This window comes from Janthinobacterium sp. BHSEK, assembly GCF_056174685.1.
In genome coordinates this window covers 63948-87779 of sequence record NZ_JBWBYV010000019.1, presented here as the reverse complement: position 1 = coordinate 87779, position 23832 = coordinate 63948, and the positions used below count along the sequence as shown (strand labels likewise).

At 64.9% G+C, this 23832-nt stretch carries 21 protein-coding genes; 13 read left to right on the top strand and 8 right to left on the bottom strand.

From position 1 onward, the window contains the following. Positions 1-16: 16 nt before the first annotated feature. Both AC0V2Y_RS09395 and hutC read right to left on the bottom strand, forming a co-directional pair. Positions 17-3355: a PAS domain S-box protein gene (locus tag AC0V2Y_RS09395; protein WP_475416594.1), complete on the bottom strand. Its 3339-nt coding sequence runs from the start codon at positions 3353-3355 to the stop codon at positions 17-19. Between the two features lie 316 nt (positions 3356-3671). Further along, on the bottom strand, positions 3672-4391 hold the full coding sequence (gene hutC / locus AC0V2Y_RS09390) for a histidine utilization repressor (RefSeq protein ID WP_475416593.1): 720 nt from the start codon (positions 4389-4391) through the stop codon (positions 3672-3674). Positions 4392-4572: 181 nt separating this feature from the next. Between hutC and ada the strand changes: the two genes are divergently transcribed. The 3 genes from ada to AC0V2Y_RS09375 all read left to right on the top strand — a co-directional run bounded on the left by ada (position 4573) and on the right by AC0V2Y_RS09375 (position 8065). Beyond that, entirely contained in the window at positions 4573-5628 is a 1056-nt protein-coding gene (ada, locus tag AC0V2Y_RS09385) for a bifunctional DNA-binding transcriptional regulator/O6-methylguanine-DNA methyltransferase Ada (RefSeq protein ID WP_475416592.1), read from the top strand. After that, entirely contained in the window at positions 5625-6314 is a 690-nt protein-coding gene (locus tag AC0V2Y_RS09380) for a 2OG-Fe(II) oxygenase (protein WP_475416591.1), read from the top strand. Before ada ends, AC0V2Y_RS09380 begins: the two co-directional genes overlap by 4 nt. Before the next feature lie 74 nt (positions 6315-6388). Next, positions 6389-8065: a mechanosensitive ion channel family protein gene (locus AC0V2Y_RS09375; protein ID WP_475416590.1), complete on the top strand. Its 1677-nt coding sequence runs from the start codon at positions 6389-6391 to the stop codon at positions 8063-8065. A gap of 42 nt (positions 8066-8107) precedes the next feature. On the opposite strand, the gene AC0V2Y_RS09370 is transcribed toward AC0V2Y_RS09375, so the two are convergent. The 3 genes from AC0V2Y_RS09370 to AC0V2Y_RS09360 are packed head-to-tail and all read right to left on the bottom strand — an operon-like array spanning position 8108 to position 10146. Then, positions 8108-8611 carry a hypothetical protein gene (locus tag AC0V2Y_RS09370; RefSeq protein ID WP_475416589.1) on the bottom strand — a complete coding sequence of 168 codons (504 nt, stop codon included), beginning with the start codon at positions 8609-8611 and terminating at the stop codon, positions 8108-8110. A gap of 13 nt (positions 8612-8624) precedes the next feature. After that, complete coding sequence (locus AC0V2Y_RS09365; RefSeq protein ID WP_475416588.1) at positions 8625-9161, bottom strand: hypothetical protein; 537 nt, start codon at positions 9159-9161, stop codon at positions 8625-8627. Then, positions 9079-10146: a hypothetical protein gene (locus AC0V2Y_RS09360; RefSeq protein WP_475416587.1), complete on the bottom strand. Its 1068-nt coding sequence runs from the start codon at positions 10144-10146 to the stop codon at positions 9079-9081. The genes AC0V2Y_RS09365 and AC0V2Y_RS09360 overlap by 83 nt, the downstream gene beginning before the upstream one ends. 127 nt (positions 10147-10273) lie before the next feature. On the opposite strand from AC0V2Y_RS09360, the gene AC0V2Y_RS09355 reads away from it, so the two are divergent. From AC0V2Y_RS09355 to AC0V2Y_RS09315, 9 genes are all read left to right on the top strand, one after another. Continuing rightward, positions 10274-10900, top strand: a complete 627-nt coding sequence (locus AC0V2Y_RS09355; RefSeq protein ID WP_475416586.1) for a GNAT family N-acetyltransferase — start codon at positions 10274-10276, stop codon at positions 10898-10900. A 67-nt stretch (positions 10901-10967) separates the two neighbouring features. Further along, positions 10968-12641 (top strand): amidohydrolase, encoded by a 1674-nt coding sequence (locus AC0V2Y_RS09350; RefSeq protein WP_475416585.1) that lies wholly within the window; start codon positions 10968-10970, stop codon positions 12639-12641. 106 nt (positions 12642-12747) lie between these two features. Next, positions 12748-14451, top strand: a complete 1704-nt coding sequence (hutU, locus tag AC0V2Y_RS09345; protein WP_475416584.1) for a urocanate hydratase — start codon at positions 12748-12750, stop codon at positions 14449-14451. 19 nt (positions 14452-14470) lie between these two features. Further along, a complete protein-coding gene (gene hutH / locus AC0V2Y_RS09340; protein ID WP_475416583.1) occupies positions 14471-16030 on the top strand; it encodes a histidine ammonia-lyase in 1560 nt (519 codons plus the stop codon). A gap of 20 nt (positions 16031-16050) precedes the next feature. Then, positions 16051-16854, top strand: coding sequence for an N-formylglutamate deformylase (gene hutG / locus AC0V2Y_RS09335; protein ID WP_475416582.1), 804 nt, complete (start codon positions 16051-16053; stop codon positions 16852-16854). Beyond that, complete coding sequence (locus AC0V2Y_RS09330) at positions 16839-18227, top strand: formimidoylglutamate deiminase (RefSeq protein ID WP_475416581.1); 1389 nt, start codon at positions 16839-16841, stop codon at positions 18225-18227. Before hutG ends, AC0V2Y_RS09330 begins: the two co-directional genes overlap by 16 nt. Beyond that, positions 18227-18802 carry a HutD/Ves family protein gene (locus AC0V2Y_RS09325; RefSeq protein ID WP_475416580.1) on the top strand — a complete coding sequence of 192 codons (576 nt, stop codon included), beginning with the start codon at positions 18227-18229 and terminating at the stop codon, positions 18800-18802. The genes AC0V2Y_RS09330 and AC0V2Y_RS09325 overlap by 1 nt, the downstream gene beginning before the upstream one ends. Positions 18803-18814: 12 nt before the next feature. Then, on the top strand, positions 18815-20041 hold the full coding sequence (gene hutI / locus AC0V2Y_RS09320) for an imidazolonepropionase (RefSeq protein WP_475416579.1): 1227 nt from the start codon (positions 18815-18817) through the stop codon (positions 20039-20041). Positions 20042-20122: 81 nt separating this feature from the next. Then, on the top strand, positions 20123-21568 hold the full coding sequence (locus tag AC0V2Y_RS09315; protein WP_475416603.1) for a glycine betaine ABC transporter substrate-binding protein: 1446 nt from the start codon (positions 20123-20125) through the stop codon (positions 21566-21568). A gap of 11 nt (positions 21569-21579) precedes the next feature. Here the strand turns inward: AC0V2Y_RS09315 and AC0V2Y_RS09310 are convergent, their stop codons facing one another. After that, complete coding sequence (locus AC0V2Y_RS09310; RefSeq protein ID WP_034746290.1) at positions 21580-21759, bottom strand: hypothetical protein; 180 nt, start codon at positions 21757-21759, stop codon at positions 21580-21582. Positions 21760-21818: 59 nt separating this feature from the next. Between AC0V2Y_RS09310 and AC0V2Y_RS09305 the strand changes: the two genes are divergently transcribed. Next, entirely contained in the window at positions 21819-22112 is a 294-nt protein-coding gene (locus tag AC0V2Y_RS09305; RefSeq protein ID WP_475416578.1) for a hypothetical protein, read from the top strand. A 230-nt stretch (positions 22113-22342) separates the two neighbouring features. Here the strand turns inward: AC0V2Y_RS09305 and AC0V2Y_RS09300 are convergent, their stop codons facing one another. Together AC0V2Y_RS09300 and AC0V2Y_RS09295 are read right to left on the bottom strand one after the other, a co-directional pair. After that, complete coding sequence (locus AC0V2Y_RS09300) at positions 22343-22849, bottom strand: N-acetyltransferase family protein (protein WP_475416577.1); 507 nt, start codon at positions 22847-22849, stop codon at positions 22343-22345. After that, positions 22846-23790 (bottom strand): DMT family transporter, encoded by a 945-nt coding sequence (locus AC0V2Y_RS09295; protein ID WP_475416576.1) that lies wholly within the window; start codon positions 23788-23790, stop codon positions 22846-22848. The genes AC0V2Y_RS09300 and AC0V2Y_RS09295 overlap by 4 nt, the downstream gene beginning before the upstream one ends. Between the last annotated feature and the right edge of the window lie 42 nt (positions 23791-23832).

Below are 23832 nucleotides of genomic sequence, written 5' to 3'. Positions count from 1 at the left end.
AGGAATTTGGCGGTAGCTAATCGTCATTGGCAAAGCTGGTGTTATTCATGATTTGTTCGGTAATCTGTTCCAGCAGGGGCCACAGGCGCGCGATGATATGCTGCGCCCGCTCCGCCTCGTCGGCCGGTTCGCCCGGCGCCAGGGTTTCCAGGTTGTGGCACAGCTCGGCCAGCCCCAGGGCCCCCACGGTGCGCGCCGACGACTTGATGCGGTGCCCCAGTTCCCGCACCTGGTGCACGTCGCCGCGCGCCAGGGCCGCATCGATGTCGCCAAAGCCATCCTGCGTCGTCTGCAGGAACTTGAAGGCGAATTTGCGCACCTTTTCCGGGTTGTAGCCCAGCAACTTGGCCAGGATCGACAGGTCGATCACCTGCGGGTCGCCCGCCAGCGTGGTCTTGAAGGCGGGCGCGGCGCGGCTGCGCGCCGGTGGCGGCGGCGTTTCGCGCGCCGGCAGCCAGCTGGCGATGGTCTGGTACATCATGGCCGGCTGGATGGGCTTGGAAATGAAATCGTCCATGCCCGCGTCCAGGCAGCGCACGCGGTCTTCGCTGGTGGCCGTGGCCGTCATGGCCAGCACGCGCAGGTGCGCCAGCTGCGGGTCGGCGCGGATGTGGCGCGTCGCCTGCAAGCCATCCATCAGCGGCATCTGCACGTCCATCAGCACGCAGTCGAACTGGGTCTGGCGCAGCAAATCGAGCGCTTCTTCGCCATTGTTGGCCAGGCAGACGGAGGCGCCCGCTTCCTCCAGCAATTCCAGCGCCACCTGCTGATTAAACGTGTTGTCTTCCACCAGCAGGATGCGCGCATGCTTGAGCGTACGCATCACCAGGGCCGCGTCGGCGCTGGCGCGCATGGCCGCCGCCGTCTGTACCATGCTGTCGAGCATGGCGGGCGCCGCCTGGTCGGAAATGCCCAGGTTGGCCGTGAACCAGAAGGTGCTGCCGGCGCCGGGACGGCTGTCGACGCCCACGTCGCCGCCCATCAGCTGGGCCAGCTGCTTGCAGATGGCCAGGCCCAGGCCCGTGCCGCCATATTCGCGCGTGGTGGAGGTATCGGCCTGCTGGAAGGACTGGAACAGCTTGCTCATTTCATCCTGCGACAGGCCGATGCCGTGGTCGCAGACTTCGAAGCGCACCAGGCAGTGCCTGGCGTCCGCCACCACCTTGCGCACTTTCACGGTAATGCTGCCCTGTTCGCTGAACTTGATGGCGTTATTGGCGTAGTTGATCAGCACCTGCCCCAGGCGCAGCGGGTCGCCCACGAGCACGGCCGGCAACTGCGGGTCGATCTCGAACAGCAGCTCCAGGTTTTTGCCGGCGGCGCGCGGCGCCACCACCGTCATCAGCGTCTGCACCACGTGGTCGAAACTGAAGTTGACGCGCTCGATTTCCAGCTTGCCCGCCTCGATCTTCGAGATGTCGAGGATATCGTCGATGATGCCCAGCAAGTGTTCTCCGGCAAAGCGGATCTTTTCCAGGTAATCGCGCTGGCGCGGTTCCAGGTCCGTTTTCAGGGCCAGATAGGCCATGCCGATCACGCCATTCATGGGCGTGCGGATTTCATGGCTCATGTTGGCCAGGAATTGTCCCTTCGCCAGGCTCGCCTCTTCGGCCACCTGCTTGGCCTGGTCCAGCTGCTCCGTGCGCTGCGCCACGCGCTCTTCCAGATGTTCGTTGAGTTCGCGCAAGGCGCTCTCGCTGCGCTTGTGATACGTGATGTCCGTCAGGCTGGCCACCACCATGCCCACCTTGCCGTATTCATCGCGGATGGCCTCGGTATTTACGGACAGCCACGACAGGCTGCCGTCGGGCTGCTGCACGCCCATCAGCACGTCGCGCATGGCCTCGCCCGTCGACAGGGTGATGTGCACGGGATGGCTGCGCTGGTCGAAGGCGGAGCCGTCTTCGCGGATGGCTTGCCACAGGCTGTTGCCGGCCGGACTGGCCGCCAGCATGCGCTCGGCGGCGGCGTTGCTTTCCAGAATGTGGCCGTGGCTGTCCTGCACCACCAGGCCATTCGTCACGGCGCCGAACACGGACGCCATGCGCTGGCTCGAGTTCGACAGGGCGATCGACGCCTGGCGCCGTTCCGTGATGTCGGTGATCATCGCCAGGGTGCCGCCCGGCTCGCCATTGTCCGACTGGATGCTGGTGCTTGACAGCAAGCCCCACAGGCTGGACTGATCCTTGCGGAAGAAGCGGAAATCGACCTGGTCCGGCTGGCTGGCGGCACTGCCGTGGCTGGCCAGGCGGCGCTGCATCAGCAGCTGGCTGTCGCGGTCCATGAAGTCGAGCAAGGGGCGGCCCAGCATTTCCTGCACCGTGTAGCCCAGCATGTGCGCCATCTTCGGGTTGACGAAGGTGGTCTTGCCGTCCGCATCCGTCATCCAGATGCCTTCGGCGGCCGTCTGCACGATCAGGCGGTAGCGTTCCGAACTGGCGTGCAGGGCTTCCTCGGCGCGTTGCCGCTGCGTCATGTCGCGCAGCGAGACGATGGAAAACACTTGCCCGGCCATGCGCAGCGGCGACAGGCTGACCTTGGCCGGGAAGTGCGTGCCGTCGCGGCGGCGCGCCATCATCACCCGGCCTGGCAGGCTGTGCCGCGCTTGCGGGTCGCCGACGGACTGGCTGGCCGTGCTTTCCGGTACCAATTGCTCCAGCGACATGCCCGTCAATTCGGCGAGAGGATAGCCGAAGCAGCGCGCGCCGATCTGGTTGGCGTAATGCACCTTGCCCTCGACGTCGGCCACCAGCATGGCTTCGGGCGCCGCTTCCAGCATTGAGCGCATGCGCGATTGCTCGTCCTGCTTGCGCTCGCTGATATCGCAGACGATGCCGCTGGCCTGCGTGGCGGCGCCGTCCGAGGCGCGTGTCAGCACGGCGCCGCGCGCCAGCAGCCAGCGCCAGTGGCCGTCGCTGTGGCGCAAACGGAATTCGCAATTGAAGGTGCCGGGCGCCTGCCCATCCAGATGCTGGCGAAAGGCCAGGCTCAGACGTGCGCGGTCGTCGCGGTGCACCTCGGCCAGCCAGTCGGCCAGTGCATGGTCGAGCCTGGCGCCCTTGTCGCCCAGCACGTCCTGGTACTGGGGGGCGAACAGCAGCCGGTCGGACTGGCGCCGCCAGGTCCAGCCAGCCAAGGCCGCGCCGCGCAAGGCGTGCACGGCATCCTGTTCGGCCAGGGCCTGCGCGGGCAGCAGCAGGCGGCGCAACTGTTTCCGCAGCCGCCAGGCTTGCCAGCAAGCCACTCCCGCCAGGGCGGTGGCGCTGGCGGCAGCATACGGCCACAGCAGTGCCGGCGCCATGCCGTGTGCCGCCGCCTGTACCGGCAGCGAGACTGCCAGGCCTGCCGCCAGCATCGTACGCGCGAGCCGGCGCAGCGCAGGGCGCCGTCGGCGTGGTGCGCTGAAACTCGTGTGGCTGCAATACGACAAATGCATCCCTTTCTGGGGCGTGATTGGACTGGGCTGGCAGTGCATGATGCGCGCTCAAATAAACGCCTGCGGCGCTTTCTGGCGGCAACTATAGCATCGAATATTTAGTCGGAGTAGTTAAGTTCTGAAACAGCCAGAACGGGATTTTTTTTGCCCCGGAATGGCTGTTTTTTTTGCGATTTGGTGAGAATCTGAGAGAAAGTTGGCGCGAAATCGTGCTACTCAATCGAGGCGATAGCCTTTAAGCGAAACTGCCGGCAAACTGATAGCGGTGTCCGGGATGCCACATGGTGGCGATCGAGGCGATCTTGCCGCCCGAGCGCGTCTGGCGGCGCAGCACCAGGCATGCCTGTTTCGTGTCGATGGCCAGCATTTCGGCGATGTCGCGCGGCGCCGACAGCGCCTCGATGCTGTAGGTGGCCCCTTGCAGGGGCGCGGCGGCCATCAGGTATTCGTTCGGCGTGATGCTGGAAAAATTCTGCGTCATGTAGTCGGGCGCGCACTCGGGGTTGACCCAGCGGTCTTCCACCTGGATCGGCACGCCGTTTTCAAAATGCACGATCAGCGAATGAAACAGCGGGTGTTCCGGCGGCAGGCCGAATTGCTTGGCCAGCAAATCCGAGGCCTTGGTACGCTCCAGCAATTGCAGGCTGCTGCGGTGGATATGCCCGCGCGCGCGCACTTCATCGGCGATACTCTTGATTTCCAATAAGGTCGCCTGGTATTTTTGCTGTGCCACATAGGTGCCCGATCCCTGGCGCCGCGTCAATATTTGCTCGCTGGTGAGTTCGCGCACGGCGCGGTTGACCGTCATGCGCGAGACGCCGAACTGTTTCACCAGGGCTTGCTCGGACGGAATCACGTCGCCTTCCTTCCAGCGTCCGGCGGCAATGCCGGCCAGCAGAAAATCCTTGATGCGCTGGAAAATGGGCGTATTTTCTTGTGTATTCTGGTCGTCCAATGCGGTTTCTCCGGGGCGCGGGCAGGACGCGCCGCCGGCTGGAGGCGCGATGGCCGATTTTAGCACCGAGCAAGGCAGGCGCCGCCAGCCTTTTTTTGAATTCAAAAGCAAGCGCCGGAGTGTGGCGCGCGCGGGCGCTGGCTATGCTGGTGACTTGTTATTGACCTGCACGGAGTTCGCCATGGAACACGCTTACCTGACTGACGATGAACGCTGGGACGCCCTGCAGCGGCGCGCGCCCGACGCCGACGGCGTCTTTTATTACTCGGTGCGCACGACGGGCGTGTATTGCCGGCCATCCTGCGCCGCGCGTCCCGCCTTGCGCCGCAACGTGGCCTTCCACGCCACGTGCGAGCAGGCGGAGGCGGCCGGTTTTCGCCCCTGCCTGCGCTGCAAGCCGAACTTGCCGCCGCTGGCCCAGCGCCAGGCGGCCATCGTGGCCGACATCTGCCGGCTGATCGACGCCAGCGACGAGCTGCCTGACCTCGACAGCCTTGCCAGCGCCGCCGGCATGAGCCGCTTTCACTTCCACCGCGTCTTCAAGGCGCACACGGGCATCACGCCGAAAGCGTACGCGGCGGCGCGGCGCGGCGAGCGCCTGAAGGCCGGCTTGCAGGGCGCGGCGAACGTCACGGAAACGTTGTATGCGGCCGGTTTCAATTCCAGCGGCCGCCTGTATGCCGCCACGCCCGGCTTGCTGGGCATGACGCCGGGCGCATTCCGCGCTGGCGGCAGCGGCGCCGTGATCCGCTTCGCCATCGGCGCCTGCTCGCTGGGCGCCATCCTCGTGGCCAGCACGGAGAAGGGCATTTGCGCGATTCTGATCGACGACGACCCGGAAGTGCTGCTGCGCGACTTGCAGGACCGTTTCCCGCAAGCCGAGCTGCGCGGCGCCGAGCCTGACTATGAACGGACGGTGGCGCAGGTGGTGGGACTGGTCGAGGCGCCGGCGATCGGCCTGGACTTGCCGCTCGACGTGCGCGGCACCGTGTTCCAGCAGCGCGTGTGGCAAGCCTTGCGCGAGATTCCCGCCGGCAGCACGGTCAGCTATGCCGAGCTGGCGCGGCGCATCGGCGCACCGAACGGGGCGCGGGCCGTGGCGGGCGCCTGCGCTGCGAACGCGCTGGCCGTCGCCATCCCCTGCCACCGGGTCGTGCGCAACGATGGCGCGCTGTCCGGCTACCGCTGGGGCGTGGAGCGCAAGCAGGCGCTGCTCGAGCGCGAGGGCGAGCGGTGAGGGCGCTGGACTGGCGCCAGATCGAGGATGAGCTGAATCAATACGGCTGCGCCGTCGCGCCGGGCTTGCTCAATCCCGCGCAGTGCGGGGCGCTGGCAGCGCAGTATGACGATGCGTCGCGCTTTCGCAGCCGTGTGGTAATGCAGCGCCACGGTTTCGGCCAGGGCGAGTACCAGTATTGGGCGCATCCGCTGCCGGACGTGGTGGCCGCCTTGCGCGAACAGTTGTACGGGCCGCTGGCAGCGATCGCCAACCGCTGGCACGCCAGCATGGGCCTGGCAGCGCGCTTTCCCACCAGCCACGCGGATTTCCTCGCGCGCTGCCATGCGGCGGGGCAGACGCGGCCCACGCCCTTGCTCTTGCGCTACCGCGAGGGCGATTACAACTGCCTGCACCAGGACCTGTATGGCGAGCACGTGTTTCCGCTGCAACTGGCCGTGCTGCTGTCCCGTCCGCAAGACGATTTCACGGGCGGCGAGTTCGTGCTGACGGAGCAGCGCCCGCGCATGCAGTCGCGCTTGGAGGTCGTGCCGCTGGCGCAGGGCGACGCCGTGATCTTTCCCGTGGCGCTGCGCCCCGTGAATGGCACGCGCGGCAGTTACCGCGTCAACATGCGCCATGGCGTGTCGCGCCTGCGCTCGGGCTTGCGCCACACCCTGGGCATCATTTTCCATGATGCGAGCTGAACGCTAGCTGCGGCGCTTGAGTTTCCGCAATTACATGGCATGATGGCTACTCCCTGTCACTTTTCACTTTTGCCATGTCCGCGTTGCTCCGCCTGTTGTGCCTGTTGACGATCTTCCTCTTCCCCGTGGCCCATGCGCAGGACGCTGCGCCATCGCTCGTTACGGAGACTGCCAGCGTCATGGCGCCGGCGCATGCCACGGCCGTCAAGACGGCGCCATTGATGTTCGCCAACCGCAAGGTGTTCGTCTTCCGCGCCGCGCTGGCCGGCTATCCGCCCGATGAACGGGCCATCGGCGCGCAGCGCCGCCTGGAAGGCGTGCTGGCGAAAAACGGTCCGCTGCAGGCAAGCACGCGCATGATTCCCGAGGGCACGCAGGTGCTGCTCGACGGCGTGCAGCTGTTCGTCGTCGTGCCTGGCGACGTCAACTTGCTGGCCGGCGACACGACGGAAAGCGTGGCGAAAACGGCCGCCAGCGAGTTGAGCAAGGCCGTGTTTGACTATCGCGAACAGGGCAGCTGGCGCTACCTGTCGATTGCCGCCGCCGTGTGCGCGGCCGCCACCCTCGTTTTCTGGCTCGTGTGGATGGGCTTGACGCGCTTGTACCGCTGGGCCAAGCGCCGCAGCGGCATCCTGCTGGCCTCGCGCCTGCGCGACGTGCGCCTGAAAAACGTGCGCGTGCTCGACGCCGAACACTACATCGCCTTCGCGTATCAACTGCTCAGCGCCGTGCTGTGGGGTTTGCGCCTGATGGCCACCTATCTGTGGGCCGCCTTCGTGCTGGGCCGCCTGCCCTACACGCGTTCCTGGGGCGAAAGCCTGAGCGGCTACCTGTTCGACGTGGCCGCCGACGTCTTCCACGCCATCATCGGCGCCTTGCCGGGGCTGGTGCTGGTGTGCGTGATCTTCGCCATCGCGCGCCTGATCGCCGCCACCGCCGCCTCGCTGTTCAAGCGCGTGGAAAGCGGCGAATTGCAGATCGGCTGGCTGGACAAGGACACGGCCCTGCCCACGCGCCGCATCGCCAGCGTGGTGATCTGGCTGTTCGCGCTGGCCATGGCGTATCCATACCTTCCCGGCTCGCACACGGCCGCCTTCCAGGGCCTCTCCGTGCTGGTGGGCCTGATGGTGTCGATCGGCGCGTCGAGCATCGTGGGCCAGGGCGCCAGCGGCCTGATCCTGATGTACACGCGCGCCCTGCGCAAGGGAGAATACGTGCGCGTGGGCGACAGCGAGGGCACGGTGGTCGACGTCGGCATGTTCGAGACGCGCCTGCGCACGGGCCTGGGCGAGGAAGTTGCCTTGCCGAACGCCTGGGTGATGTCGCAAACGACAAAGAACTATTCGCGCGCCCAGCCCGGCGGCGGCTTCGTGCTCGACTCCACCGTCACCATCGGCTACGCCACGCCATGGCGGCAAGTGCACGCCATGCTGGAACTGGCCGCTGCCCGCACGCCGGAGCTGTCGACCACGCCGAAACCGTACGTGATGCAACTGGCGCTGCAGGATTACTACGTGCAATACCGCCTCGTCGCCTACGCCAGCGCCGAAGTCCCCCGCCAGCGCGCCGAAGTGCTGAACCGCTTGCACCAGAACATCATCGACGTCTTCAACGAATTCGACGTGCAGATCACCTCGCCGCACTATATCGACGACCCGAAGGAGTCGCACGTGGTGCCGCCCGGTGAATGGTTCAGGGCGCCGGCGAAGCGGGGGGAAGAATCGATTGAGGTGGTTCCGCCCAAGTCTTGAACGCGAGGCGTGGTCTGTGCGTGACGGATGCAATGGCACGCGCTATCTTGGTTTTTCCTCGGGAGCGCAGGTATTCTTGCCATTTGTCAGCTGAATTACCTGGAAACCCCCGGCGGGTGCCGCGAGCAGGCAGAAATCTGCGGAGTAGCGCGAAGTGGGATCGGACGCGGATGGCGGCCTTCCCAGGAAGGATACGCCATACACTTTTCCCGCAAGCAGCGGCGCGGCAGCGCTGCTCTCGGCCCCCTCGGGTGCCTTGCCATAGCGCACGCATCCCTTGTTTGGCAGACGATAGCTGGGATCGCCAAACGAGGCATTGGGAAACATGACCGTCCATACATCTTTCCAGCCATTCGGCCCAGGTGTGCTGATCGTCAGCATCTTCAGGCTGACTGGTCCCCTTGAGCGTTCCTCTTCGCTGGCAATCTTGAAGCAGGGAAGGCCAGCCTCAGTCATGACGGCGGCAGTGCCCATGCGCGACCACGCCGAGGCATTGATGCTCGTCAAGGCGGCAAGCAGGAATAACAGTGTGTGACGATATGGCATGGCGATCCTTGCACTATCTGATGAGCGAATGTTCTGGGCAGCTATTTTTTTTCCACGCTGGCATGTCGCTGCCAATGGCGATGATTTTTCGTTCATCTGTGGAGGTGACAGCGATGCAGAATTTCCCTCTGTAGCCATAGGTCGGGTCGGAAGGATCATCTGGACGCCCATTCAAGAAGACGCTGTAAACCCGCCCGGTTTGCAGTTCAGGGGCAGGCGTGCCATTTGCGCCCTGTGGAATATCGCCATAGAGAAGGCAGATTTTTGATGAAAGCGGAATTTTTCTTCCTCCGGTCATCACATAGCTCCATACTTTGGTAGCCGGTTTTACTGACAGGTCTGAAATACTGAGTGCCCCCAGGAGTGGCTGGCCGTTACGTTTCTCTTCCGTCTGCGAGATTGTGAAGCAGGGTGTGCCATTCACTGAATTGATTTCAGCATCGGCGATGCGTGATGTTGCACCCGCATCAAGGTATGTCGACGAGAGGAGTACGCTCGATATACCCGCCAGGTAAATTCTTTTCACTTTTTCTGTCGGTGAAAAAATCATTGAGTACCTCTTCATAAACTGCTTGGTCATTAGCATATTGCTCCTGGCGCATTGCGGAGGAATCCTTTAAGTATTTCAATGCGTAGTAGTCGGCTAACAAGTCTCCTTGTGCCTCCATGTTGTAGTCGGCTAATTTTTTTTGGGACGACAAAACGTACTTGTAGTCCAGTCCTATTCTGAATGCTCCACGCATTGCCACCGGATATTTCAGTTGATATTGCCAAACATGGACCATTTCATGAATGAACCAATGACGCTCGGTATTATCTGCATTGGAAAAATCGTCCAGAAATCTCGACTCATGAAAGTACATTTCCCCATTGGGTGTCATGGCAGTGTTTTTTGGTTGGAACAGCCATAGATAAGGCCTCTTGTGAATTTTGACTTTGCTATAGTCGACGGCATCCTCGAAAATCATCCATGCCATGTCTATTTCACCCTGGGTAAGCGGGCGAGCAATGCTATCGATTTTTACCTGTTTTACTGATGTATCGATATCCTTGTCGGTCGTTTTTACGTCTTGTAGCTCCACTATGATCGCCGTCGAAGCCACTGGGTCTGGTGCAGCAGAGCAGCAGGGAAGGCTGTCTTCTTGTGGGAAAAATTCCACCGTCGTGATTTGCTCTTCCCGCTTGCTGGCGATGCGCCCCGTGCGTCCCTTCGCATCCGTCGTCCCCGTCCACGTTTCCCCATTGCTCAAGGTGAGCCGGTAGTCGGCGTGCGCCAGCGGCACCTTGTTTTGCGAGACGAATTCCAGCTGCTCGTCGTAGCCGCAGCACCAGCATTCGTCGGGCTGGCCGGCCAGGCGGTGCAGTTCGCAGCCGCTTGTCGCGTTGCGCAGGGTGGCACCCAGCACGGGTCGGCCGTTGGCGCTGAAGGTGACGATCATGCTGTCGAAGCGCGCGCCCAGGCTTTTCTTCTGGTGGGCCACGAGCTTGAAGAACACGTCGCACGCGGTGGTGCTGATGACATGGTGCCTGGCCATAGGGGCTCCGCGATAAAACGCCAGCGTAGGCCAGCGGCGGCGGGGAGGTATTGACTGGGCGCAAGGCCTGGGCGCTTGCGTTAAGATGCCGGGCGTTTCCCCGTTACGATGAAAAGAAAGAGAACCCATGTCCAGCGCACCCCATACTGAAGCATCGCAAGCCGCCCGCAGCCTGGCCGCCGCCCTGATCGGCGACCCGTTCTACCGCGCCGTCACGGTGGCCTGCGGCGACGATGAAGCGGCGCGGCTGGCCATGCTGGAAGCGTATTTTGCGCTGGCGCTGGACGAAGGCTGGCAGGCGGGCCGCGTCGACCTGGCTGGCGATGGGTGCAATGAGGCGGGCAATGGTGCCGCCATCTGGACGACGGATACGCCGGCAGCCCGGCGCCAGGCCGCGTATGCGCAGCGCGAAGACGCCTTGCGCGTGCTGCTGGGCGAGCAGGGTTTCGCGCATTTTTCGGCCATCGTCGAGAACATGGAGCATGCGCTGGCGCCGCATGGTCTGCAGGACGCGTGGTACCTGTCGATCGCCGGCATCCACCCGGACGCACAGGGCCGGGGATTGGGCGCGTCCGTGCTGGCGCCGGGCCTGGCGGCCGTCGATGCGGCCGGCGCCGTGTGCTTCCTGGAGACCTACAACGAACGCAGCCTGGCGTTCTACGGCCGTCTGGGCTTCGTGGTGGCGGGGCGTTATGCGGAAGCCGTCACGGGCTGTGATTACTGGCTGATGCTGCGGCAACCCACTGCTGCCTGATTGACCATTTTGCCAATTTCTATACACTCGTCTTTTCACTCATTTATTAAAAGACCTGGAGATGGAAATGCCGACCCCGCACCTGCGCCGCACCCTGCTAGTTCTCGCCTGCCTGGGCGCCCTCGGCCACGCTCACGCCGATACCGTCATCGACAATGCGAATGGCTACACGCTCGACGCGCATGGCAGGGTAGTCCGCTTCACGGCGCTGGCGTTTGACGACGCTGGCAAGCTGCTCGCCGTCGGCAGCGCCGCGCAGGTGAAGCGCAAGGCGGCCAACGGTGCCCTGCACGTTGACGTGCAGGGCAAGACCGTGCTGCCAGGGCTGATCGACGCGCATGGCCACGTGTTCGGCCTGGGGACGATCGCCAGCGGCGTGATGCTGTACGGTTCGTCCTCATTGCCTGCCGCCGTGCAGGCCGTGGGCGACTTCGCCCGCGCGTATCCCGAGCGCAACTGGATCGTCGGCAGCGGCTGGAACCAGGAAATCTGGAAGCTGGGGCGCTTTCCCACGGCCGCAGAACTTGATGCGGCGGAAAGCGCACGGCCCGTGTGGCTGCGCCGGGTCGATGGCCACGCGGGCTGGGCCAACAGCCGCGCGCTGGCGCTGGCCGGCATCACGCGCGCCACGCCGGATCCGGCGGGCGGCAAGATAGTCCGCGACGCGGATGGCAACGCCACCGGCGTGCTGGTCGATAATGCCATGGACTTGATGGATGCCGTGCTGCCCAAGCCGGGCGACGTGGAAAACCGCGCCGCCCTCGATGGCGCGCTGGCGCAGCTGTCGCAGGTAGGCCTGACCAGCGTGCACGATGCGGGCATCGGCCAGATGCAGGACCGGCTGTTCCGCGACTACGCGGACCACGGCAAGCTGACGGTGCGCGTCTACGGCATGATTGCCGATACCACCGAAGACTTCGACGTGCTGTCGAAAAGCGGCCCATTAAAAAGCTATGCGCGCGACATGTACGCCTTGCGCGCCGTCAAACTGCTGTCCGACGGCGCCCTGGGCAGCCGCGGCGCGGCCCTGCTGGCGCCGTACAGCGACGATCCTTCTACCCGCGGCCTGCTGTTCTTCAAAGATGACGCCATGCGCGCGAAGATGGAAAAAGCCATGCGCGCCGGCTACCAGGTGAACGTGCACGCCATCGGCGACGCGGGCAACCATCAAATCCTCGACGGCTACCAGGCCTTGATCGCGCAATATCATAGCGTGGGCATGCGCCACCGCATGGAGCATGCGCAGGTGGTGCAGTTGTCCGACATCCCCCGCTTCAAGGCGCTGGGCATCGTGCCGTCGATGCAGCCCACGCACGCGACGTCCGACCAGAACATGGCGGAGCAGCGCGTCGGCCACGAGCGCATCAAGGGTGCGTATGCGTGGCGCACCTTCCTCAAGCAGGGGTCGCGCATCGCCTGCGGCTCCGACTTTCCCATCGAGTCGCCGAACCCGTTCGAGGGCATCCACGCGGCCGTCACGCGGCAGAACAGCGAGGGGTTCCCGGCCGGCGGCTGGTATCCGCAGCAAGCCATGACGGTCACCGAGGCGCTGCGCTGCTTCACCCTCGACGCGGCCTGGGCGGCCCACCAGGAAAAGGTCATCGGCACGCTGGAAGCGGGAAAATGGGCGGACTTCATCGTCGTCGACCAGGACCTGTTCAAGGTGTCACCAGCCGCCATCGGCAAGACGCAGGTGCTGCAGACGTGGGTGGCGGGCAAGCGCGTGTTCGAGAAAAAGTAAGGATTTGACACCTGCAAAAACCTGTTGACTTGGTTGTATAGACAACCTATGCTGGGAGTACCAGAGCGGACCACGCATGTCCGCTCGCACCCTACGAGGAGACAGCATGAACAGCACAATGGACACCGATCCACGCTTTGATGCCAGCCGTACCATCCGCGCGCCGCGCGGCACGGTGATGGCTTGCAAGAGTTGGCAGGCCGAGGCGGCCTACCGCATGTTGCAAAACAACCTGGACCCGGAAGTGGCGGAAAATCCGCAGCACCTGGTCGTCTACGGCGGCATCGGCCGCGCCGCCCGCAACTGGGCCTGCTTCGACCAGATCCTCGCCTCGCTGCGCGAGCTGGAAGACGACCAGACTCTCCTGATCCAGTCCGGCAAGCCGGTGGGCGTGTTCCAGACCCACGCGGACGCGCCGCGCGTGCTGATCGCGAACTCCAATTTGGTGCCGAAATGGGCCAACTGGGAACACTTCAACGAACTCGATCGCCAGGGCCTGTTCATGTACGGCCAGATGACGGCCGGCAGCTGGATCTACATCGGCACGCAGGGCATCGTGCAGGGCACGTATGAAACCTTCGCCGAGGCGGGCCGCCAGCATTTCGGCGGCGACTGGGGCGGGCGCTGGATCTTGACGGCGGGCCTGGGCGGCATGGGCGGCGCGCAGCCGCTGGCCGCCACCATGGCGGGCGCCGTCTCGCTCAACATCGAATGCCAGCAAAGCAGCATCGATTTCCGTTTGCGCACGCGCTACCTGGACAAGCAGGCCGCCAGCCTGGATGAAGCTCTGGAACTGGTGAAATACCACACCGAACGCAAGGAAGCCATCTCGATTGGCCTCCTGGGCAACGCGGCCGAAGTGCTGCCGGAACTGGTGCGCCGCGCCAAGGCGGGCGGCCTGGTGCCGGACCTGGTGACGGACCAGACGTCCGCGCACGACCTGGTCAACGGCTACCTGCCGCGCGGCTGGAGCGTGTCGGACTGGAAGGCGGCGCAGCAGGACCCGCAGCGCCACGCGCGCCTGACGGTGGCCGCCGCCGATTCCTGCGCCGCCCACGTGCAGGCCATGCTCGATTTCCACGCCATGGGCGTGCATACGGTCGACTATGGCAACAACATCCGCCAGGTGGCGTTCGACCAGGGCGTGCAGAACGCCTTCGACTTCCCCGGCTTCGTGCCCGCCTACATCCGCCCGCAGTTCTGCGAAGGGCGGGGGCCGTTCCGCTGGGTGGCCCTGTCGGGCGACCCGGAAGACATCTATAAAACGGATGCGAAGATCAAGGAGCTGTTCCCGCACCACAAGCAAGTGCACCACTGGCTGGACATGGCGCGCGAGCGCATCGCCTTCCAGGGCCTGCCGGCGCGCATCTGCTGGCTGGGACTGGGCGAGCGCCACATCGCGGGCCTGGCCTTCAACGAGATGGTGCGCACGGGCGAACTGAAGGCGCCCATCGTCATCGGCCGCGACCACCTGGACACGGGTTCCGTCGCCAGCCCGAACCGCGAGACGGAAAGCATGAAGGACGGCACGGACGCCGTCTCCGACTGGCCGCTGCTGAACGCCATGCTGAACACGGCCGGCGGCGCCACCTGGGTCTCGCTGCACCATGGCGGCGGCGTGGGAATGGGGTATTCTCAGCATGCGGGCATGGTCATCGTGGCCGATGGCACGGAAGGGGCGGCGAAACGCCTGGCCCGGGTGCTGGTCAACGACAGCGGCTCGGGCGTCATGCGCCATGCCGATGCCGGCTACGAAACCGCGGCCGCCTGCGCCAAGCGCAACGGCCTGATTCTTCCAATGCTTCCTTGAGACCTTGATGCGAATGACTATGACACAGCATGCCAAAAGTTGGACCCTGAAACCGGGCGCGATGACCCTGGGCGACCTGCGCGCCGTCTGGGCCGCGCCCGCGAAACTGATCCTCGCCGCCGAGGCCTATCCCGTCATCGAGGCGTCGGCCGCCGCCGTGCAAGCCATCGTCGCCAAGGGCGATGCGGCCTACGGCATCAACACGGGTTTCGGCCTGCTCGCCAAGACGCGCATCCCCGATGAAAAACTCGAGCAATTGCAGCGCAACCTGATCCTGTCGCATTCCGTCGGCACGGGAGAATTGCTGTCGGACGCCGTCGTGCGCCTGATCATGCTGATGAAGATCGGCAGCCTGGCGCGCGGCTTTTCCGGCGTGCGCCCGCTGATCGTCGATACCTTGATCGCCCTGTACAACGCGGGCATCATGCCGGCCATTCCCGCCAAGGGTTCCGTCGGCGCCTCGGGCGACCTGGCGCCCCTGTCGCACATGACCCTGGCCATGTTGGGCGTGGGCGAGGTGCGCGTCAACGGCGAATTGATGCCGGCCCCCGAGGCACTGGCGCAGGCAGGCATCGCGCCCGTCGTGCTGGCGGCAAAAGAGGGGCTGGCCCTGATCAACGGCACGCAGGTGTCGAACGCGCTGGCGCTGCATGGCCTGTTCATGGCCGAGCGCCTGCTGGAAGCGGCCATGGTCACAGGTGCGCTGTCGCTGGACGCGGCCAAGGGCAGCGATGCGCCGTTCGACGCGCGCGTGCACGCCGTGCGGGGACAGCCGGGGCAGATACTGGCCGCGCAGATGTACCGCCAGCTGGTGGCCAACAGCGCCATCCGCGCTTCGCACCTGGAAGGCGACGAGCGCGTGCAGGACCCGTACAGCCTGCGCTGCCAGCCGCAAGTCATGGGCGCCTGCCTGGATTTGATCGGCAACGTGGGCCGCACCCTGCTGATCGAAGCCAATGCCGTCACGGACAATCCGCTGATCTTCCAGGATGGTCCCAACGGGCAGGCGGAGATCGTCTCGGGCGGGAACTTCCATGCCGAACCGGTGGCCTTTGCCGCCGATACCATGGCGCTGGCGATCGCCGAAATCGGTGCGCTGGCAGAGCGCCGCATCGCGCTGCTGATCGACGCGACGCTGTCCGGCCTGCCGCCGTTTCTCGTGCGCGACCCGGGCGTCAATTCCGGCTTCATGATCGCCCACGTGACGGCCGCCGCGCTGGCGTCGGAAAACAAGTCGCTTGCCCATCCGGCCAGCGTCGACAGCCTGCCCACGTCCGCCAACCAGGAAGACCACGTGAGCATGGCCACGTTCGCCGGGCGCCGCCTGGACGACATGGCGCACAACACGGCCGTCATCGTCGGCATCGAGCTGCTGGCCGCCGCGCAGGGCATCGATTTCCACCGTCCGCTGAAAACCTCGCCGCACCTGGAACACGTGCACCACCAGCTGCGCCAGAAGGTGCCGTTCTTCGACGCCGACCGTTTCTTCGCGCCCGACATCGAGGCTGCCAAGCAGATGGTGCTGCAGGGTGAATTGAGCAGCACCTGCAAGAATTTGTTCGCCCCGCTGTACGCTTAAGCGGGAGCAAGGAGACAGGCATGGATTTTCGCTTCAACGAAGGCAGCATCCCGCTGCTCGTGTCGATGCCCCACGTGGGCACCGACATACCGGACGATATCGCCGCGCGCATGACGCCGCAGGCCTTGGTCAAGGCCGACACGGACTGGCATCTGCGCGAGCTGTATGACTTTTTGCAGGAGATGGATGCGTCCGTGCTGTCGGCGCGCTGGTCGCGCTACACCATCGACCTGAATCGCCCGCGGGAAGACACGAACCTGTACCCGGGCCAGGATACGACGGGCTTGCTGCCCAACGATACCTTTCACCGCGAGCCGCTGTACCTGGCCGGCAAGGAACCCGATGCGGCCGACGTGCAGCGCCGATTGCAGCGCTACTGGGCACCGTATCATGCGCAGCTGCGCGCGGAACTGGACCGCCTGCTGCGCGTGCATGGCGCCGTGGTGCTGTGGGATGCCCATTCCATCGCCTCGCATGTGCCGCGCTTCTTCGACGGCAAGCTGCCCGACCTGAACTTCGGCACGGCCGATGGCGCCAGCTGCGATGCGGGCCTGACGTCCGCCGTGGTGGATATCGCGCGCGCGCAGGAACAGTTTACCGTGGCGCTCAACGGCCGCTTCAAGGGCGGACATATCACGCGCCATTACGGCCAGGCGGACAAGCGCGTGCATGCGATCCAGCTGGAGATGTGCCAGTGCCTGTACATGAATGAACCTGGCATGGACGAATCGGCGCCTTTCGGCTACCGGCCCGACCTGGCGGCCCGGGTGCAGCCGCTGCTGCGCCGGATGATGGAAGCGGCCGTGGCATGGGTGGCGCATTGAGTACCGGTTTGTTTGCGCGCCACGCGCTGCTGCCGCAGGGCTGGCGCCGCGACGTGCTGCTGGAATGGGACGCGGCCGGCGACTTGACCCACGTCGAGGAGGGCGCCACGCCGCCGCCAGGCGCGGAAGTGGCCGAATATGTCTTGCCCGGCATGGTCAACCTGCATTCGCATGCCTTCCAGCGGGCGCTGGGCGGCATGACGGAGGTTGCAGGCGACGAGGTTAATCATGTCGCGGACAGCTTCTGGACCTGGCGCGACTTGATGTACCGCTTCGCCCGCCACATCACGCCGGAACAGATGGAGACCATCGCCGCGCAGCTGTTTGCCGAATGCCTGCGCCATGGCTACACGTCCGTCTGCGAATTCCACTACCTGCAGCGCGATGCGGCTGGCGCCCTGTATGCGCGTCCCGCCGAAACGGCCGAGCGGGTGCTGGCGGCGGCGCGCATCAGCGGCATCGGCATGACCATGCTGCCCGTGCTGTACAGCCATGCGGGCTTCGGCGAGCAGCCCCTCAAACCCGAGCAGGCGCGCTTCCGCACGGGTGCGGACGATGTCTTGCGCATCGTCGAGGCGCTGGCGCCGCAGCGCGGCGGGCAGGTGGAAGTGGGCTTTGCGCCCCATTCGCTGCGCGCCGCCGGTGTGGCGCAGATCCGCGAAGTGGCGCAAGCGCTGCCCGCGGGCCGCCCTATCCACATCCATATCGCCGAACAGCAGGGCGAGGTGCGCCAGTGCCTGGACTACAGCGGCCGGCGCCCGGTGCAGTATTTGTACGATCAGCTCGACGTCGATGCGCGCTGGTGCCTCGTGCACGCCACGCACGTGCAGCCCGACGAAGTGGCGCGGATGGCCGCCAGCGGCGCCGTGGCGGGCCTGTGTCCGACGACGGAAGCGAACCTGGGCGACGGCCTGTTTCCGCTGGCCGAATTCATCGCCGCCGGCGGGCGCTTCGGCGTCGGCAGCGACAGCCATGTGTCGCAGTCGCCGGTGGAAGAATTGCGCTGGCTCGAATACGGCCAGCGCTTGCAGCGGCAGCAGCGCAACGTGGCTGCCACGCCGGAGCAGCGGCATGTGGGCGACTATCTGTGGCAGGCGGCCTTGCGGGGCGGCGCGCAGGCGGCCGGGCGCAAGCTGGGCGCGCTGGCGCCGAGCTGCCGCGCCGATGTGCTGGTGCTCGACGACGCGCACGTGAACCTGAGCGGCGTGCCCATCGCCGATGTGCTGGGCAGTTTTATCTTCTGCGGCAACGACAAGCTGGTGCGCGACGTGCTGTGCGGCGGCCAGTGGCAGGTGCGCGATGGACGCCACGTGGCGCAGGATGCCATCGCCACCGCCTACAAGCGCACCCTGGCGCAACTGAGGGCGCTCTGATGGCGACCTTCATCCCACAGGAATACCTGCGCGCCGCGCCGTGGAAAAACGGCGGCGGCAGCACCATGGAAATTGCCATTTCTCCCCCGGACGCCGGTTTCGGCGATTTTGACTGGCGTATCAGCCTGGCGACGATCACGGCCAGCGGGCCGTTTTCCAGTTTTCCCGGCATCGACCGCAGCCTGATGCTGGTCGATGGGGACAGCGTGCAGCTGACGCTTGACGGCACGCGCAAGGTGGTTTTGAGCGCGGCGCAGCCGATGCTGTGGTTTCCCGGCGAGGCGGTCGTGGAGGCGCAAGTCAAGGGGCCGACGACGGATTTCAATGTGATGACGCGGCGCGACCGCTGCCGCCACCAGCTGGAAAAAATCACGGCGCCGGGCAAGCTGGTACGGCGCAGCGCGGCCACCTTGCTGTTCGTCGCCGGCGAAGGCCACGTGCTGGCGCGCGCAAGCGACCAGCAGTTTGCGCTGGCCCGCCATGACGCGCTGCTGCTGGACGCCGACGATGCGCAGGAATGGCGGCTCGACGCCTTGCAGCGCACGGCCGTGTTCCGCGTCGACCTGTTCATCTAGGAGAGAAAAGCAATGCAAGACTGGGATATGGTCATCCACAACGTCCACCTGGCCACCATGGAACACGGCTATGGCGAACTGCTGGACGCGGCCATCGCCGTCAAGGAGGGCCGCATCGCCTGGTTCGGCCCCGGCGACGAGCTGCCGGTCAGCGGCGCGGTGCTGATTGACGGCCAGGGCTGCTGGCTGACGCCCGGCCTGATCGACTGCCATACGCACGTCGTCCACGCGGGCAACCGCAGCGACGAATTCGAGGCGCGCCTGAATGGCGCCAGCTATGAAGACATCAGCCGCGCCGGCGGCGGCATCATGTCCACCGTGCGCGCCACGCGCGCGGCCAGCGACGACGAACTGCTGCGGCAAAGCCTGCCCCGCGTGCTGGCGCTGCTGGCCGAGGGCGTGACCACGCTGGAAATCAAGTCCGGCTATGGCCTGACGGCGGACAGCGAGGCGAAGATGCTGCGCGTGGCGCGCAGGATAGGGAAACAGCTGCCGGTCACCGTGCGCACCACGTTTCTCGGCGCGCACGCGCTGCCGCCCGAATACGCGGGCCGGCCCGACGCGTATATCGAGCTGCTGTGCGCGCAGATGCTGCCCCGGCTGGCTGGCGATGGATTAGTTGACGCCGTCGACGCCTTTTGCGAGCGCATCGGCTTTACGCCGGCGCAAACCGAACGGGTGTTCGAGGCGGCACAGGCGCTGGGCCTGCCCGTCAAACTGCATGCGGAGCAGCTGTCGGACCTGGGTGGCGCGGCGCTGGTAGCCCGCTACGGCGGCCTGTCTGCCGACCATCTGGAATTCTTGTTGGACGAGGGCATCGCCGCCATGGCAAAACACGGCACGGTGGCCGTGCTGCTGCCGGGCGCATATTACTTTTTGCGCGAGACGCAGCCGCCGCCTGTCGCGGCCTTGCGCGCGGCGGGCGTGCCGATGGCCGTATCCACCGATTGCAACCCGGGCACCTCGCCCATGACGTCATTGCTGCTGGCGATGAACATGGCGTGCACCCTGTGGCGGCTGACGCCGCAGGAAGCGCTGGCCGGTGCCACGTGCCACGCGGCGCGCGCGCTGGGCCTGCAGCAGGAAACGGGCAGCCTGGCGGTGGGCAAGCGCGCCGATTTCGCCCTGTGGCGCATCGCGCGCCCGGCCGACCTGGCATATGCGCTGGGCCTGAACCCGTGCGCGGGCGTGGTGCATGGCGGTGTCTGGCGCACGCCGGTGGTAAGCTTGCCGGATTGATCATCCGTCCCGGAGCGCCGCGTGCGTGCTGCTTATTTGCCGTTTTACTTGCTGTTGTTACTTGTCTTCGCCGCCGCGCCCATGTCCTCCCTTGCCATGGACGGCGGCACCCTGAAGGTGGGTTCGAAGCGTTTCACGGAATCGTACATCCTCGGAGAGATCATCCAGCAAAGCGCCGCGCCGCACGTGAAGGCCGAACACCGCCAGGGACTGGGCAACACGGCCATCGTGCTGGCCGCGCTGCAGGCGGGCAGCATCGACGTGTATGCCGAATACATGGGTACCATCGCCAGCGAAATCCTCAAGCACGATAAAGCCATTGATCTGGATCAGATGCGGCGCGAGCTGGCCGCGCTGGGGCTGGGCGTGGCCGTGCCGCTGGGCTTTAACAATACGTATGCGCTGGCCATGCGCGGCGATGAACAATCCATCGCCAGCCTGGCGCAGCTGGCGCAGCACCCGGCCTTGAAATTCGGTCTGTCGCATGAATTCATCGGCAGGGTCGATGGCTGGCCGGGCCTGGCCGCGCGCTATGGCTTGCCGCAGCGCCCGCGCGGACTCGATCACGGCATTGCGTATGAAGCGCTGGCGCAGCGCCAGGTGGACGTGATCGACATCTATTCGACGGACGCGAAGATCCGCCAGTACGGCTTGCGCGTGCTGGCCGACACGCAGCAGTATTTCCCCCGCTACGACGCCATGCTGCTGTACCGGCTCGACGTGCCGCGGCGCTTTCCCGCCGCCTGGCACGCCTTGCAGGGGCTGCAGGGGCGCATCAGCGAGGGCGACATGATCGCCATGAATGCGGCCGTGGAAATCGACGGCAAGAGCTTTGCCGGCGTGGCGCGGCAGTGGCTGGCATCGGGCACGCGGGCGAACAAACCGGCCGCCGCGCGCAGCGGCCTGCTCGATAAAATCCTCGGCGACGATCTGTGGACCCTGACGCGCCAGCACCTGACCCTGGTGCTGCTGTCGGTGGCCCTGGCCTGCCTGATCGGCATTCCGCTGGGCGTGCTGGCGGCGTTTTCGGCGCCGCTGCGGCAAACGGTGCTGGCCTTCGTCGGCGTGCTGCAGACGGTGCCGTCGCTGGCCCTGCTGGCGATATTGATTCCCGTGCTGGGCATGATCGGCTTGGCGCCGGCGCTGGTGGCGCTATTCGTGTATGCCTTGCTGCCCATCGTGCGCAATACGTGCACGGGCATCTTGCAGGTGCCGCAAGGCTTGCGCATGGCGGCGCTGGCGCTGGGCCTGAGCCGGCGCGACCGCCTGCTGCACGTGGACTTGCCGCTGGCCTTGCCCGTCATGCTGGCGGGCGTGAAAACGGCGGCCGTGATGAGCGTGGGCACGGCCACCATCGCCGCCTTCATCGGCGCGGGCGGCTACGGCGAACGCATCACCATCGGCCTGGCCCTGAACGACAACGACATGCTGCTGGCCGGCGCGATCCCCGCAGCCGTGCTGGCCCTGCTGACGCAAGGCTTGTTCGAGCTGGTGGAGCGCTGGGCCGTTGCCGGCCGGCAGCACTGACGGCATCACGGTTACAGCGAGTGCAGTTTGGAGCGCACCGAGACGACGGCCTGGTGCAGGATGCGTTCGGCCTGGAAGTCGTTTTCGCGCTGTTCGGCGATGGCTTGCAAGTCGCGCGTGTAGCGTTCCAGGCGGGAACGCAGGTAGGCGCGGTAGATTTTCATGACGAGCGGTTTGGCAGAGACATTCATGATGTGGCTCCCAGTTGCGGAATGATGCGTTCATTTTGTGTGAGCGGAATGCAGCCACTTTGCGTCATATCAAACGCCATGACCCCGGCAAATTGGCGCGTTTGACATTACGCAATGCCCCCAACGTCGAAGATGCCACACTGAATCTTCCCTGCTCGCCTGGACATCATCAGCCGCGGGCCCTGATTCCATCAAGCATACTCGAGGAGCGTCGCATGGTCATTTTTGCCGTGGTTGCTGGCTGCATCGCCTGCCTGACAGTGTACCAAATCTATAAAAATGCGCAGGGTGGCAGTGGCGTTACGCAACAACATATCGGCTTGCACGGCACATTGATTGAACCACGGAAATAATCAGTGTCATCCAAGCGACACCTGGCACCTGCTTGGCGGATTTAAGTCAAATGTAAGGTCCGGTAAGCAAATGTAAAGGTCGGCGCGGTGACCAGTCGTAGCGTTTATATTGATAACCGTTGATTGCATTCTCCCCCTCCCACTTGACAATGGGTTCACCCCGCGGTGCCGCTAGCCCGCGGGGATTTTTTTGGGAACTTGCATTGTCAGTGCCCTCGCTACAATTCCAATCAGGCCGCTTTTGGCGTGCCCGCCGACAATTGCGTCAAGGCATCGCCAGCCACGCGGCAGATGCGCCAGTCCGGCATCACGTCCGCGCCCATGCCCTGGTAGAAGTTGATCGCGTTGTCATTCCAGTCCAGCACCGACCATTCGAAGCGGCCGCAATCGCGTTCGATGGCCAGTTGCGCCAGCGCCACGAGCATCTGCTTGCCATAGCCCTTGCCGCGCACTGATTGCTTCACATACAGGTCTTCCAGATACAGCCCCTTGCGGCACAGGAAGGTGGAAAAATTGTGGAAGAACAGGGCGAAGGTTACGACCGTGCCGTCTTCCTCGCCCACCAGCGCCTCGCACGCGGGGTGTGTGCCGAACAGGCTGTCGTGCAGCATGGATTCCTTGGCGATCATCATGTGTTCGAGTTTTTCAAACACGGCCAGTTCGTGGATCATGCCGAAGATGGCGCCCACGTCGGATGCGGTCGCGGGACGGATGGCGAGGGAGGAAGAGGTGCTCATGTTGCCTTTGTTGAGGGAGTGGTGGAAAGGGAAGCAATGCTACTCGTCTTGCGCGCGCCCGACGTCAGGGCCCAGGCCACGCTGGACAGGCATAGCACCATGCCTACCAATTCGATGGGGGCGGGCCGGTAATGTTCGAACTGCACCGACAGCAGCACGGAAATGACGGGCGTGACGACGCCGATATACACGGTCTTTTGCGTGCCGATGCGCGCGATTAAAGTGAAATACGCGCTGAAGGCGATCACCGAGCCGAAGAGGGCCAGATACAGCAATCCCATCCAGTAACTCGTGCGCGTAGGCAATTGCCAGGACTGGCCCGTGGCGATGGCCCAGGCGGCGACCATCAAGGTACCCCACAGCATGGTCCAGGCCATGGTCAGCATCACGTTGCCGGACTGTTCGCGCACTTTCATGACGAGGGCATTGCCCACCGTGCTCGACACGGTGGCCACCAGGGCCAGCATGAAGCCGAGCAGAAAATGGCCATTGCCGCCGCCGAGCATATCGTGCAGCGCCGCGCCGATGGACTGGTAAAACAGCAGCACGATGCCGCAGATGGCGACGAACGCCGCGCAACAGGTGCTCCAGGTGATCGGCGTGCCGAAGGCGATGCGGTTGAGCAAGGGCGTCCAGAACACCATCAACGCGAACAGCACGCTGACGAGGGCCGACACCAGGTATTGTTCCGAGCTGTAAGTACACACATAGCTGAGGGCAAACGAGGCCAGGCCCTGCAGCAGCATCCATTTTTGCGCGCGCCAGGGCAGGCGCAGGCGGTCGCCGCGCAGCGCGCACCAGGCGAACAGGGTGGCGGACGCCAGGCCGAAGCGGTAGACCACGGAAACGGCGGGGGCGACGTCGCCCAGCTGCAAGGTGATGGCCCAGAAGGTGGAGCCCCAGATCAGGCAGGCAATGATGAACAGGAGAGGAGAGGACATCGCGCAAGTATACGGGCATCGCGCGGGGATGGCGAGTCTTGG